Below are 14,290 nucleotides of genomic sequence, written 5' to 3'. Positions count from 1 at the left end.
GCGCTGGTCCTCGCACCGGAGCCCCGCCAGGACGCCTCCGTCGACTGGTCGGCCGTCGAGTGGCTGCGCTCGGCTGCCTCACTTCCGCTGCTGGTCGAAGGAGTTCGTACGGCTCCCGAGGCGTTGCGGGCGATCGAGGCGGGCGCCGACGGGATGGTGGTCGGGGCCCTCGACGCGCTGCCGGAGGTCGCGGCGGCCGTGGCAGGCCGCTGCCCGGTCCTGCTGGGCGGCGGCATCCGCACGGGCGCCGACGTCCTGGCGTCGCTCGCCCGGGGAGCCGACGCGGTGCTCATCGGGCGGCCGGTGCTGGAGGGACTGCTGCAGGGTGGGCGCGCGGGGGCGACAGCGGCTCTGGACGACCTGGTCCGGGATCTGAAGCAGGCCATGGAGTTCACCGGCACCGGCTCGGTCGTGGACGCCGGCCCCGAACTCATCCGGACCGGACACCGGCCGGCGCGGCCGACGCCGCCGAACGAGGCCGCGCCGGCCGCCCTGCGGAAGACCGACCTGCACGCCAGCGTCTCCGATCCGGTCCTGGACACGATGAACTTCCTCAACGAGATCACGCTCCGCTACCCCGACGCGATCTCCTTCGCGCCCGGCCGGCCGTACGACGGGTTCTTCGACAACGAGCAGATCTTCACCCATGTCCGCCGCTACCTGGACCACCTTGCCGAGCAGGGCAGTTCGCCGCAGCAGATCCGCACCTCCATGTACCAGTACGGGCCCACGGCGGGTCAGATCCGAGAGATCATCGCCGACTCGCTCCGCGCCGACGAGAACACCGATGTCCCGGCCGAGTCCATCGTGGTGACCGTCGGCGCCCAGGAAGCCATGCTGCTGGTGCTGCGCGCGCTGATGACCGGCCCCGACGACGTGCTCCTGGTCTCCAGCCCCTGCTACGTGGGGATCACCGGCGCGGCCCGGCTGCTGGACGTCGCGGTGACTCCGGTCGAGGAGCGGGAGGACGGGTTCTCCTGTGCCGATCTGGAGGCGGCGATCCGGGACGAGAGGGCACGCGGGCGCCGTCCCCGCGCCTTCTACGTTGTGCCCGACCACTCCAATCCGTCCGGGACCACGATGGGGCAACAGGCCCGCGCCGACCTCCTGGAACTCGCCGCACGCCACGACATCCTCATCCTCGAGGACAGCCCCTATCGGCTGGTCAGCCCCGGCTCACCACTGCCGACCCTGAAGTCGCTGGACCGGGCGCGCGTGGTCGTCCACCTCGGTTCCTTCTCCAAGACGGTCTTCCCGGGTGCCCGGGTGGGCTTCGCCATCGCGGACCAGCTGGTCGTGGACGAGTCGGGCCGGACCAGCCTGCTCGCGGACGAACTGGCCAAGATCAAGAGCATGGTGACGGTGAACACCTCGTCGCTGAGCCAGGCCGCCGTGGCCGGCACGCTCCTGGCCGCGGGCGGAAGGATCTCGGAGCTGAACGCAGGTGCGGCGGCCTATTACGGCAACGCGATGCAGAACACCCTTCGCCATCTGGACGAATGCCTTCCGGCCGACCGCCGGACCGCCCTGGGCGTGCGGTGGAACAAGCCCACCGGCGGCTTCTTCCTGACCATGCAGGTTCCGTTCCGGGTGGACAACGCCGCACTGACCCGGTCCGCACAGGACTTCGGCGTCATCTGGACTCCGATGAACTATTTCTATCCGCAGGGCGGCGGCCACCACGGTATCCGGCTCTCGACCAGTTATCTGACACCTGCGGAAATCGAGGAGGGTACCGCGCGGCTCGCGCGCTTCATCGAGGCGGAGAGCGCGTGGTCGTAACAGGCTTTCATGCTCCATCGGAGTCAAGCGAGAAAGGCGACGAGAGTGACCAGCACCAATGCCACGCGAGAACTGCGTAGCAAGCCGCGAATGTGGGGGTGGACTTTCCGATGACCATCAATATCGACCGTCCGGAGGTTCTGGACGCGGACATCCTGGAGGCCGGGGTGCCGGCGGCGGAAGGGCGCGGCATCGCGGCACTCGCCCGCCCGCGAATCGTCGGAGTGGGCACGGCTGTGACGTCCACCTCCTTCTCCCAGGAGGAAGTGCTCGACGCCTTCCGGATCACCGACCCGAAGGTCCGTTCCGTCTTCCTCAACAGCGCGATCGAGCGCCGCAATCTGACGCTGCCTCCCCAGGACAGTGCGGGAGTCCGGGCTCCGGAGTCGCAGGGCGACCTGCTCGACAAGCACAAGACGCTGGCGATCGAGATGGGCGCCGAGGCCCTCCGCGCCTGCCTGAAGCGGGCGGGCGCGGAACTCTCGGACCTGCGCCACCTGTGCTGCGTGACGTCCACCGGCTTCCTGACACCCGGCCTCAGCGCACTGCTCATCCGTGAACTCGGCATCGACCGCCACTGCAGCCGGTCCGACATCGTCGGTATGGGCTGCAACGCGGGACTCAACGCCCTGGGCGTGGTGTCGGGCTGGTCCGCCGCCCATCCGGGCGAACTCGCCGTGGTGCTGTGTGCGGAGGCCTGCTCCGCCGCGTACGCGATGGACTCGTCGATGCGGACGGCGGTCGTGAACAGCCTGTTCGGCGATGGTGCGGCGGCCGTCGCACTCGTCGCCGGCCAGGGCCCGGGCGAGGATGCACCGGCGGTTCCCGAGGGCCCCAGCGTGCTCAAGTTCGCCAGTTGCATCATTCCTGACGCGGTCGACGCCATGCGGTACGACTGGGACCGGACGCAGGGCAGGTTCAGCTTCTTCCTCGACCCGCAGATCCCGTACGTGGTGGGCGCACACGCCGAGATCGTCGTCGACCGCCTGCTGTCGGGCACCGGCCTGCGCAGGAGCGACATCAGCCACTGGCTGGTGCACTCCGGCGGCAAGAAGGTGATCGACGCCGTCGTCGTCAACCTCGGACTGACCCGTCACGACGTGCGGCACACCGTCGGCGTGCTGCGCGACCACGGCAACGTGTCCAGCGGCTCGTTCCTGTTCTCCTACGAAAGGCTCCTCGATGAGTGCGTCACCCGACCTGGCGAATACGGAGTGCTCATGACCATGGGACCGGGCTCCACGATCGAGACAGCGCTGGTCCGATGGTGAGGCCGGGAAGTGTGGCGAGCGACGCGCTCACGCTGACCATCGACGGCGCCGAGCCGCTGACGGCCGCCTCCGTCAAGGCGCTCGCAAGCATCTGCGACCAGGCCGAGGACCAGGCCGAGGACCACGCCGAGGATGGCGGCCCGGGCATCGTGACCGTGCACGTCACCGGAGCCCCCGAAGGGGCCTGGACCAGTGGCCTGGACGTCATGCTCGTCACCAAGTGGGAGCGCACGCTGCGCAGGCTGGAACGGCTCCCCATGGCCACGGTCGCGGTGGCCTCCGGCGACTGCGGCGGCCCGGCCCTGGACGCGTTCCTCGCCACGGATGTCCGCGTGGCGGCCCCGGACACGCGGCTGCTGGTACCGCGTGACGGCACAGCCACCTGGCCGGGGATGGCCGGCTACCGGCTCGTTCAGCAGGCCGGTGCCACCAGGATCCGCCGGGCCGTGCTGTTCGGCCTCCCGATCGACGCGCCCGAGGCGCTGGCACTGGGGATCGTCGACGAGCTGGCCGACGATCCGGCGGGCGCGCTTGCGGCTGCGGCGGAGCTGGTCGGCGGCCTGTCGGGCAAGGAGGTGGCGATCAGGCGCCAGCTCCTGTTCGACGCCGCGACGACGAGCTTCGAGGACGCCCTCGGACCGCACCTGGCGGCCTGCGACCGCGCGCTCAGACAGGGCGCCGGCGGGGAGTCCCGGTGACAACGGTCCTGTCTCCGCAACAGGATCCACCGGGCCTCTGGCCGAGCCTGCCCGAAGCCGCGGCACGCGTAGAGCAGTTGGTGGCGTCGCTGCCGGAACCCGGCTCGCGCTCACCCGAGCAGCGGGCCCAGATCGCCGCCGCCAAGGACGCCGCCCGCGCGCTGCGCGTACGTTTCCTGGACGCTCACGCCGACGCCGTGTACGACCGGCTGACCGAGGACCGCGGCAGGTACCTCCGGCTCGCGGAACTGGTCGAAGCCGCTGCGGACGCCTTTCCCGGGCTGGTCCCCACCCAAGAGCAACTCGCCGTCGAGCGGGCTCTGCCGCAGGCGGCCAAGGAGGGGCACGAGATCGATCAGGGGATCTTCCTGCGAGCGGTTCTGCGCTCGCCACGGGCCGGCCCGCATCTGCTCGACGCCATGCTCCGGCCGACCCCCCGGGCCCTTCGGCTGCTCCCGGACTTCATCCGTACCGGTGTGGTGGAGATGGAGGCCGTGCGGGTGGAACGGCGGGACGGGGTGGCACGGCTGACCCTGTGCCGGGACGACTGCCTGAACGCCGAGGACAACCGGCAGGTCGACGACATGGAGACCGCCGTCGACCTCGCCCTGCTCGACCCGGCGGTCCGGGTGGGGCTGCTCCGCGGTGGGGAGATGAGTCACCCCCGCTACAAGGGCAAGCGGGTGTTCAGCGCCGGCATCAACCTGAAGAACCTCAGCTCGGGCGACATCTCGCTGGTCGACTTCCTGCTGCGACGCGAACTCGGCTACATCCACAAGCTGGTCCGGGGCGTGCTCGCCGATCACCCCGGCCAGTGGCACTCACCCCACATCGAGAAACCGTGGGTCGCCGCCGTGGACGGCTTCGCCATCGGCGGCGGAGCCCAGCTGCTGCTCGTGTTCGACCACGTGCTCGCCTCGTCCGACGCCTACCTGAGCCTCCCCGCGGCGAAGGAGGGGATCATTCCGGGCGTCGCGAACTTCCGGCTCAGCCGGTTCGCCGGGCCGCGCCTGTCCCGTCAGGTCATTCTCGAAGGCCGCAGGATCCGGGCGGCGGAGCCCGCCGCCAAGCTCCTGGTCGACGAGGTCGTGGAGCCGCACGAACTCGACGCGGCCATCGAGCTGAGCCTGGCCCGCTTCGAGGGCGACGCGGTGCTCGCCAACCGGCGGATGCTGAACCTCGCCGAGGAGCCACCGGAGGCGTTCCGCGGGTACATGGCGGAGTTCGCGCTCCAGCAGGCCCTCCGGCTCTACGGCGAGGACGTGATCGACAAGGTCGGCCGATTCGGGGTGCGGCCCGCGTAAAGCAGAGCGGAACGGCGCGTTCACCGATAAACAAGATCCCGTATTTCTTCCGGCCGACGACTGACCGTCAGCATCAAAAGGGGCCCGCCATATCCGGCGGGCCCTTTTTTGTCCAAGCGTCCAAGTGCCGGAATCCGACGGTTGGACGGCTGTCCTTCGGTTGTCCCGGCGAGATTGCCGCGACTACTATCGCTCGAAGCGTCATGGCGCGAATGTGCGCGCATTTATCGAATAGGCCGTGATCCACGGGAGGGGCGAACATGGCGAATCCGTTCGACAACGAAGACGGCGTCTTTTACGCGCTCATCAACGACGAAGGCCAGTATTCCCTCTGGCCGACCTTCGCGGATGTCCCGGCCGGCTGGGAGATCGCGTTCGGTGAGGACACCCGCAAGGCGTGCCTCGACCACATCGAGGAGAACTGGACGGACATGCGTCCGAAAAGCCTCATCGAGGAAATGAAGCAGTACGAGCACGCCGAATAGCCGAAGGCCGCGGTCGTGTCCGATGACTCAACGGATAAGGAGGTGTCGGAGCCATGATCGGAGGCCCGGGGCCAACAATGGTGATACAGGGGTTCGGCGCGGATTCCGAGCTGACCCGCCAGAAGATCAAACCAGGCACGGTGCCGCGGATCCTCCCGTACCTCAGGCCCTACCGCTGGGCCGTGGCATTACTCATGTGCATCACCACGGTCGAGGCGTTGATCACGGTGGCGTCTCCGCTGCTCTTCAAGATCCTCATCGACGACGGCATCATCCCCCGTGACACCGGGATCGTCGTCGGTGTGGCCTGCGCGGTCGCCGGTCTCGCGGTGCTGGAGACCGTGGCCGCACTGACCCAGAGCCTGTACTCGGCACGTATCAGTGAGGGGCTGGTCTACGACCTGCGGACCGAGGTGTTCCAGCATGTGCAGCGGCAGCCGCTCGCTTTCTTCACCCGGGCGCAGACCGGCGCGCTGGTCAGCAGGTTGAACACCGACGTGGTCGGGGCTCAACAGGCCCTCACCACCCTGCTGTCCTCGGTCGTGTCCGGCGGGCTGGCACTGGTCCTCGTGCTCGGCGCGATGCTCTACCTCTCCTGGGTGATCACCGTCATCGCCGTGGTGGTCCTGCCCTTCTTCGTCCTGCCCGGCCGGATCATCGGCCGCAGGATGCAGCGGCTGATGCGGGAGTCGATGGAGCAGAACGCCGAGATGGGCACCCTCATGCATGAGCGGTTCAACGTGGCGGGCGCGCTGCTGGCCAAGCTGTACGGCCGGCCGGATCAGGAGACAGGGCTGTTCCGCCGGCGGGCCGCCCGGGTCCGCGACATCGGCGTGGTGACCTTCGTCTACGGCCGGATGCTCCTGGTCTCGATCACCCTGCTCGCGAGCCTCGCCACCGCCCTCGTGTACGGGGTCGGCGGCACGCTCGTCATCCGTAACGCCTTCGAGATCGGCACCCTGGTGGCCCTGGCCACGCTGCTCACCCGGCTCTTCGGGCCGATCAACCAGCTGTCCAGCGTGCAGGCCAACGTGATGACCGCGCTCGTCAGCTTCGACCGGCTCTTCGAACTGCTCGACCTCAAGCCGCTGATCGCGGAGAAGGCCGGCGCCGAGGCGCTGCCGGGCCGGGGCTCGGACGCCCCGGAGGTCGAGTTCGAAGGGGTGAGTTTCCGCTACCCGGCCGCCGCCGATGTCTCGCTCGCCTCGCTGGAGTCGATCGCGCTCCCCTCGCAGGTCCGCAAGGACAACGCCCTGACCCTGAAGAACCTGACTTTCACGGTGCCCGCGGGCAAGCTCACAGCGCTGGTCGGACCGTCCGGCGCGGGCAAGACGACCATCACCCACCTCGTGCCCCGGCTGTACGACCCCACCTCGGGGAACGTACGGATCGGCGGCGTCGACGTCCGCGACCTGACCATGGAATCCCTGCGGGAAACCGTCGGCATGGTCACCCAGGACGCGCACCTGTTCCACGACACCCTCCGGGCCAACCTGATGTACGCCAGGCCCGATGCCGACGAGGAGGAGCTGACCGATGCCTGCCGGTCCGCGCAGATCTGGGACCTGATCTCGTCCCTGCCCGACGGCCTGGACACGATCGTCGGCGACCGCGGCTACCGGCTGTCCGGTGGCGAGAAGCAGCGGATCGCCCTGGCCCGGCTGCTCCTCAAGGCCCCCTCGGTCGTCGTCCTCGACGAGGCCACCGCGCACCTCGACTCGGAGTCGGAAGCGGCCGTCCAACAGGCGCTGAAGACCGCGCTCGTGGGCCGGACGTCCCTGGTGATCGCCCACCGGCTGTCCACCATCCGTGAGGCCGACCAGATCCTGGTCGTCGAGAACGGCGAGATCCGGGAGCGGGGCGTCCACGAGGATCTGCTGCTCGCGGGCGGTCTCTACGCGGAGCTCTACCGCACCCAGTTCGCGACGACCTCGCGCCGGCGCGAGGAACCCGTCCCGCAGCTCGTGGGCGGACCGCAGCACTTCGGCGGCTTCCCGCCGAACGGCGCAGGCGAGATGCCGCCACCGCCTCCCGGCGGGTCCTTCGACGGCCCCGGCGGCCCACCCCCGCTGCAGATCCTGGGTGGCGGCGGTCCCCCTCCGCCCCCGCCGGGCGTGGAACCGCCGAGGAGGTGAACGTGTCCGCTGACGCTTCGGCCGCAGCCGAGTTTCGCGACCTCGCCGACGCGGGCCGTCTCGTCGCCGAGTACCCGAGGGCGGCCGAGCTGGTGGCCCGGCTCTCGGACGCGGAACTGGTACGAGCCGGGCGGCTCATCGCCCGGCTCGATCCGGAGGAGATCTCCAAAGCCCACCCTGAGGCGCCGCTCGTCACGATCGGCGTCACCGGGCACGGCACCCTCGGGGCGCTGGCTCCGGCCCTGACCGCGCAGCTGGCCCGGCACGGCCTGGTGGCACGCCCGGTGCTCGCCGACTTCGACAACTACGTGTTCGACCTCCTCGACCCGGCCGGCCAACTGAACGCGGCACGCCCGGATCTCGTCCTGTGCGTCCTGGACCCGATGATCGTGTTCGACGAGGTGCCGGTGCCCTGGCGCCCCGAGGACGTGGCACGGGTCACCGCCGACAAGCTCGGTCTGATCGAACGGCTCGCCGCCCGGTTCGCCGAGACCCCGGGCACCCTGGTGCTGAACACGATGCCGCTGCTGCGCGGGCACACCGCCCAGCTGGTGGACCACCGGTCCCGGGCCCGGCTGGGCGCGGTCTGGCGCGAGGCCAACACCCGGCTGCTGCGACTGGCCGAGGACAACCCGTCGGTCGTCGTGCTGGACCTCGATCCGATCATCGCGCAGGGCGTGCCGGTCACCGACGACCGGCTCAGTACCTACGCCAAGGCCCATCTGACCGACGACCTGCTCTTCGCGTACGCGGCGGAGATCGGCCACCTGGCCCGGCAGCTGACCGGACGGTCGAAGAAATGCCTCGTGCTCGACCTCGACAACACCCTCTGGGGCGGCGTCCTCGGCGACGACGGCGTGGAGGGCATCGAAGTCGGCGACGGCTACCGGGGCGAGGCGTTCCTCGCCTTCCAGCGGGTCGTTCGGCAACTCGGTTCGCAGGGCGTCCTCGTCGCGGCCGTCAGCAAGAACGAACCCGAGCTGGTGGCCCGGGCGCTGCGCGAACACCCGCGCATGGCCCTACGCGAGGAGGACTTCGTCCAGATCATCGCGAACTGGCAGCCCAAGCACGACAACCTGAACCTCCTCGCGGGGACCCTCGGGCTGTCCGTCGACAGTTTCGTCTTCCTCGACGACAGCGTCTTCGAACGCGAGCTCGTCCGGCGGGAGCTGCCCGGCGTCGCCGTCGTCGACGTGGACGGCGAACCGGCATGGCACCGCAGGAGCCTGCTACGGGACGGCTGGTTCGACGTACGGGAGCTGACGTCCGAGGACCGGGTCCGGGCGTCGAGATACCGGGACGAGACGGCGCGCAGGAGTTTCCTCGACAGCTTCGACTCGACCGACGACTATCTGCGCGAGCTGGGCGTCCACATCCGCATCGGGCCGGCCACCGAGGCCGAGGTGCCCAGGATCTCCCAGCTCACGCTGCGGACCAACCAGTTCAACCTGACCGCCGACCGCCTCCAGCCCGGCGATGTGCTCGACCTGACGAGGGACCCCGCCGCGCTCACACTGGCCGTCCACGCCGGCGACCGCTTCGGGGATCACGGACTGGTCGGCGCGGTCCTGGCCCGGCGGGACGGCGACCTGCTCCGCATCGACAACTTCCTGCTCAGCTGCCGGGTGTTCTCCCGGTCCATCGAGGAGGCCTGTCTGTCCTGGGTGCTCCGGCAGGCCCGCGACACCGGGGCCACCTCCGTGATCGCCCGTTACCGCGAGACGGCCAAGAACCGGCGCGTCGCCGACTTCTATCCCCGGCACGGCTTCGCCCCGGCCGGTGAGGAAGGCGGCGTGCTGACCTTCCGGCACCCGCTGACGGACGTCATGCCGACGCCGCCGCACATCAGCTTCGACAACACCCCCGAAGGCGACCAGTCATGACCGACCTCGAAGAATTCATCGCCCTCATCCGGGACGACCTCGGCCTGCCGGTGACCGTGGAGGACGCGGGACGCCGGCTGCACGACCTTCCCGGCTGGGACTCCATCCATCTGCTGCGACTCGTCACCGTCCTGGAGGACAGGACCGGGCGAAGCATCAGCGTCATCGACCTGCTCGAGGCGCCGAGCCTGGAATCCATTTACGACCTGGCGGCGACGGCCTGACGTCGCAGCCGCACCGACCTGAACGCACCGAACTCTGAGTGAGGGACTCGAATGTCTCAGGACGACCGTCGCCTGCCCCTGACCGCGGCTCAGTACGACATCTGGCTCGCGCAGCGCATCGGCGATCCCAGCCCGGTCTACAACTCCGGTGAGTACGTGGAGATCGCCGGGCCGGTCGACGGGCCGCGGTTCGAGACAGCTCTGCGGCAAGTCGTCGCGGAGACCGAAGGACTGAACGTCCGGATCATCGAGGACCCCGACGGCCCCCATCAGGTCCCCGCTGCGGACGGGTGGTCTCTCACCGTCCTGGACCTGAGTGCGTCCCCGGATCCCGAGACCAAGGCGCACGCTTGGATGCGGGACGAGCTGGCCGTCCCGGCGGATCCGACGGACAGCCCGCTCTTCGCCTACGCCTTGTTCAAGATCTCCGACGACCGCTACTTCTGGTATCAGCGCTACAACCACGTCGTCATGGACGCGTACGGCTGGTCGGTCTTCGGGCAGCGGGTGGCGGAGATCTACACATCCCTCGTCCGCGGGACCCCCTGCGCCGAGCCGAGGTTCGGGTCGATCGGCAACGTCCTGGACGAACAGGAGACGTATCGGAGTTCCGCCGACCAGGAGAAGGACCGCGCCTTCTGGACCGGTCGCTTCGCGGACCGGCCGAGTCCGGTGAGCCTCGCCGTCGGCGGCGCGGCGGGCGCCGAGTTCCGGCGGGAGACGGCCTACCTCGACGCCTCCGGCGCGGAACGTGTGCGGGGGCTGTCCGTGACGGGTGAGGTGAGTTGGCCCAACGTGGTCATCGCCGCCGCGGCGGCGTACTTCAGCCGGATGACCGGCAGCGCCGACGTCGTGTTCAGCGTCGCGGTGACCGGCCGGGTCACCGCGCTCTCCGGACGTACCCCCGGCACGATGGCCAACATCGTGCCGATGCGCCTGCGGGTGGACCCGCGAGAGGACATCCTGACCCTCGCGCGACGGGCGCGGGACGAGCTGCGTCACATCACCCGCCACCAGCGGTTCCGCGGCGAGGACCTGCGCCGGGAACTCAACTGGCCGGCCGGCGGCAAGCGGCAGTTCGGGCCGCTGGTCAACGTCGTCACCTTCGACCACGACCTGGATTTCGCGGGCTCGGTGGGCACGGTGCACGACGTCTCGATCCCGCCCGTCGAGGACCTGATGATCACCGTCCGGGGCGGATCCGCCGACGGCCGGATCCGAGTCGACTTCGACGGGGACGTCTCATCGCCGGGGATCGACGACTTCGTGGCGCATCAGAACGCCTTCGTGGCCTTTCTTCAAGCGGTGACCGCCGAACCGACAGCGCGGATCGGACAGTTGGATCTCCTCGCGGAGGCCGGGCGGCACACGGTCCTGACGCGGTGGAACGACACCGCTGAGCCGATCCTCGAGGCGACGTTGCCGGAGTTGTTCGTGGCCCAGGCGGAGGGGTCGCCGGGTCGGTTGGCGGTGGTCGATGACGAGGGCTCGTGGTTGTCGTACGGGGAGTTGGATGAGCGGTCGAATCGGGTGGCGCGTTGGCTGATGGGTCGGGGGGTGGGGGTTGAGGGTCGGGTGGCCGTGTTGATGGAGCGGTCGGTTGATCTGTTGGTGGTGCTGTGGGGTGTGTTGAAGGCGGGGGCCGCCTACGTTCCGGTGGATCCGGAGTATCCGGTTGATCGGATCGCGTATGTCTTGGCCGATGCCGCGCCCACGGTGGTGGTGTGCACGAGCTCGACCGCTGGTGAACAGGCCGGATCACCGGGCTGGGCGGTGTGGGACGCGCCGGAGACGGCCGCGGAGGTCGCGTCGTGTTCCGGGGCCCCGCTGGATGTGTCGGTGGGGTCGGGTCATCCGGCGTATGTGATCTATACGTCGGGGTCGACGGGGCGTCCGAAGGGTGTGGTCGTCTCGCATGGGGCGATTGTGAACCGGTTGTTGTGGATGCAGGACACGTTCCCGCTGTCGGGGGATGACCGGGTGTTGCAGAAGACGCCGACGGGGTTCGACGTGTCGGTGTGGGAGTTGTTCTGGCCGTTGATCGTGGGTGCGGGCCTGGTGGTGGCGCGGCCGGGTGGGCACCGTGATCCGGCGTATCTGGTGGATGTGGTGGAGCGGCGTGGCGTGACGGTGACGCACTTCGTACCGTCGATGCTCAACGCCTTCCTCCAGGACGTGGGCCCGGGTGACTGCGCCGGTCTGCGGTGGGTGATCTGCAGCGGTGAGGCGCTGCCGTCCGAGGTGGTCGGGGAGTTCCGGGCGCTGTTGGGTGCGGAGCTGTTCAATCTGTACGGGCCGACCGAAGCCGCCGTCGACGTGACGTTCTGGGACTGCCGTGCCCTCGTGCCGTCGGGAGTGGTGCCGATCGGCCGTCCGGTGTGGAACACCCAGACCTATGTGCTGGACGAGTTCCTGCGTCCGCTGCCTCCCGGTGTGACGGGTGAGCTGTATCTGGCCGGCGATCAGCTGGCCCGCGGCTACGCGGGCCGGGCCGCGCTGACATCGGAGCGCTTCGTCGCCTGCCCGTTCCCCGGCCTGGGCCGGATGTACCGGACGGGCGATCTGGCGCGATGGTCCACCGACGGCGAACTGATCTTCGCGGGGCGCGCCGACGACCAGGTGAAGATCCGCGGGTTCCGGATCGAGCCCGGTGAGATCGCGGCGGTGCTGGCGGGACACGAGACGGTCGCCCAGGTCGCGGTGGTCGCCCGTGAGGACCAGCCGGGGGTGAAGCGGCTGGTGGCGTACGTCGTTCCGGCTGACCAGGACGTGGACGACGAAGCGCTGCGCGAGTTCGCGGCACGGAGCCTGCCTGAGTACATGGTGCCCGCCGCTGTGGTGGCACTGGAAGCGCTGCCGGTGACGGTGAACGGCAAGCTGGACCGGGCCGCGTTGCCCGCCCCGGAGTTCGACTCGGTGGGCCGTGGTCCCGCGACGCCCGTGGAAGAGGTGCTCTGTGGGCTGTTCGGCGAGGTGCTCGGCCTCGAGCGGGTGGGTGCGGAGGACTCCTTCCTCGCGATGGGCGGTGACTCGCTGCTGGCGACGCGGCTGATCGTCCGGATCCGTTCGGTGCTCGACGCCGAGATCAGCATCCGGGACCTGTTCCGGGGACCGACGGTGGCGGAACTGGCCCGGCTGGTCGACGGGTCGCACAGCCCCGCCGTCCGGGCGGGTGTGGTGGTGCGGGAACGGCCTGAGGTGTTGCCGTTGTCGTTCGGTCAGCAGCGGATGTGGTTCCTGAACGAGCTGGAGGGGGCGGGCGCGGGCGCGGTCTACAACGTGCCGCTCTTCCTGCGGATGTCCGGTGACCTGGACGGCGCGGCGCTCGAGGCCGCCCTCGGTGACGTCGCGGACCGGCACGAGACACTGCGTACGACGTTTCCCGCCACGGGAGGGGTGCCGCGGCAGCGCGTCCTGGACGGTTACGAGGGCCGTCCCAGGCTTTACCGCCGTGAGCTCTCCGAGGACGAACTGCCCGCCGCGATGGCCGAGGCGGCCGGCCGGCGCTTCGACCTGGCCCGTGAGCTGCCGTGGCGGGCCGAGCTGCTGGTTCTGTCCCGGACCGAGCACGTACTGGTGTTGGTGGCGCATCACATCGCGGTGGACGGCTGGTCGACGGGCGTGTTGGCCCGGGACCTGCGGGTCGCTTACGAGGCGCGTATCGCGGGCTTGGTCCCGGTGTGGTCGCCGTTGCCGGTGCAGTACGCGGACTATGCGCTCTGGCAGCACGACATGCTCGGCGACCCGGCCGATCCGGAGAGCCTGATCAGTGATCAGCTCGCCCACTGGCGCGACACGTTGGCGGGGCTGCCGGAGGAGCTGACGCTTCCGGTGGACCGTGTCCGGCCTGCGGTGTCGTCGTTCCGGGGAGGGTCGGTTCCGGTCCGGGTGGACGCCGTCACGCACGCGGGGCTGGCGGACGCCGCTCGCCGGGGTTCGGCGACGTTGTTCATGGTGGTCCAGGCGGCGTTGGCGATGGTGTTGGCCCGGCTCGGCGCGGGCACGGACATTCCGATCGGCACGGCGATCGCGGGCCGCGGTGACCGTGCTTTGGAGGATCTGGCGGGATTCTTCGTGAACACTCTGGTGTTGCGGACGGATGTCAGTGGTGACCCGACGTTTGCGGAGTTGCTGGCCCGGGTCCGGGAGACCGATCTGTCGGCCTACGCCCACCAGGACGTGCCGTTCGAGCGGTTGGTCGAGGACCTCAATCCTGCCCGCTCGTTGTCCCGGCATCCGTTGTTCCAGGTCATGCTGGTCCTGCAGAACCTGCCGACTCCCGCTTGGGAGTTGCCCGGCCTGACCGTACGGGCGCAGGAGGCCGAGTCGCTGCCCGCTCGCTTCGACCTGTCCGTGACCCTCACCGAGCAACGGGACGAGCACGGTAGCCCCGCGGGGGTCGTGGGGGACCTTCTGTATGCGGCTGACTTGTTCGATGAGAGTGCGGCTCGGGCGTTGACGGCTCGGTTGGCTGGTGTTTTGCGGCAGGTGGCGGCGGATCCGGATGT

At 69.6% G+C, this 14,290-nt stretch carries 9 protein-coding genes; all 9 read left to right on the top strand.

The features are described from left to right. Positions 1 to 3 precede the first annotated feature (3 nt). On the top strand, positions 4 to 1,782 hold the full coding sequence (locus ACFXJ5_RS17460) for an aminotransferase class I/II-fold pyridoxal phosphate-dependent enzyme (protein ID WP_384631546.1): 1,779 nt from the start codon (positions 4 to 6) through the stop codon (positions 1,780 to 1,782). A gap of 110 nt (positions 1,783 to 1,892) precedes the next feature. Then, a complete protein-coding gene (gene dpgA, locus ACFXJ5_RS17455; RefSeq protein ID WP_384631273.1) occupies positions 1,893 to 3,053 on the top strand; it encodes a 3,5-dihydroxyphenylacetyl-CoA synthase DpgA in 1,161 nt (386 codons plus the stop codon). Between the two features lie 11 nt (positions 3,054 to 3,064). Continuing rightward, positions 3,065 to 3,751: an enoyl-CoA-hydratase DpgB gene (gene dpgB, locus ACFXJ5_RS17450; RefSeq protein WP_384631272.1), complete on the top strand. Its 687-nt coding sequence runs from the start codon at positions 3,065 to 3,067 to the stop codon at positions 3,749 to 3,751. Next, on the top strand, positions 3,748 to 5,055 hold the full coding sequence (dpgC, locus tag ACFXJ5_RS17445) for a (3,5-dihydroxyphenyl)acetyl-CoA 1,2-dioxygenase DpgC (RefSeq protein ID WP_384631271.1): 1,308 nt from the start codon (positions 3,748 to 3,750) through the stop codon (positions 5,053 to 5,055). Before dpgB ends, dpgC begins: the two co-directional genes overlap by 4 nt. A gap of 260 nt (positions 5,056 to 5,315) precedes the next feature. After that, positions 5,316 to 5,540 carry an MbtH family protein gene (locus ACFXJ5_RS17440; RefSeq protein ID WP_384631270.1) on the top strand — a complete coding sequence of 75 codons (225 nt, stop codon included), beginning with the start codon at positions 5,316 to 5,318 and terminating at the stop codon, positions 5,538 to 5,540. 77 nt (positions 5,541 to 5,617) lie between these two features. Continuing rightward, positions 5,618 to 7,675, top strand: a complete 2,058-nt coding sequence (locus ACFXJ5_RS17435; protein WP_384631269.1) for an ABC transporter ATP-binding protein — start codon at positions 5,618 to 5,620, stop codon at positions 7,673 to 7,675. Positions 7,676 to 7,677: 2 nt separating this feature from the next. After that, on the top strand, positions 7,678 to 9,558 hold the full coding sequence (locus ACFXJ5_RS17430) for an HAD-IIIC family phosphatase (protein WP_384631268.1): 1,881 nt from the start codon (positions 7,678 to 7,680) through the stop codon (positions 9,556 to 9,558). After that, complete coding sequence (locus ACFXJ5_RS17425; protein WP_384631267.1) at positions 9,555 to 9,782, top strand: acyl carrier protein; 228 nt, start codon at positions 9,555 to 9,557, stop codon at positions 9,780 to 9,782. The genes ACFXJ5_RS17430 and ACFXJ5_RS17425 overlap by 4 nt, the downstream gene beginning before the upstream one ends. Before the next feature lie 51 nt (positions 9,783 to 9,833). Next, positions 9,834 to 14,290, top strand: a 4,457-nt coding sequence (locus ACFXJ5_RS17420; protein ID WP_384631266.1) for an amino acid adenylation domain-containing protein, incomplete at its 3' end; no start/stop codon positions are given.

Source organism: Streptomyces sp. NPDC059373 (assembly GCF_042751495.1).
Lineage (GTDB): Bacteria > Actinomycetota > Actinomycetes > Streptomycetales > Streptomycetaceae > Actinacidiphila.
Note: the sequence above shows the minus strand (reverse complement) of the source record. Positions and strands in the feature narration are given on the sequence as shown.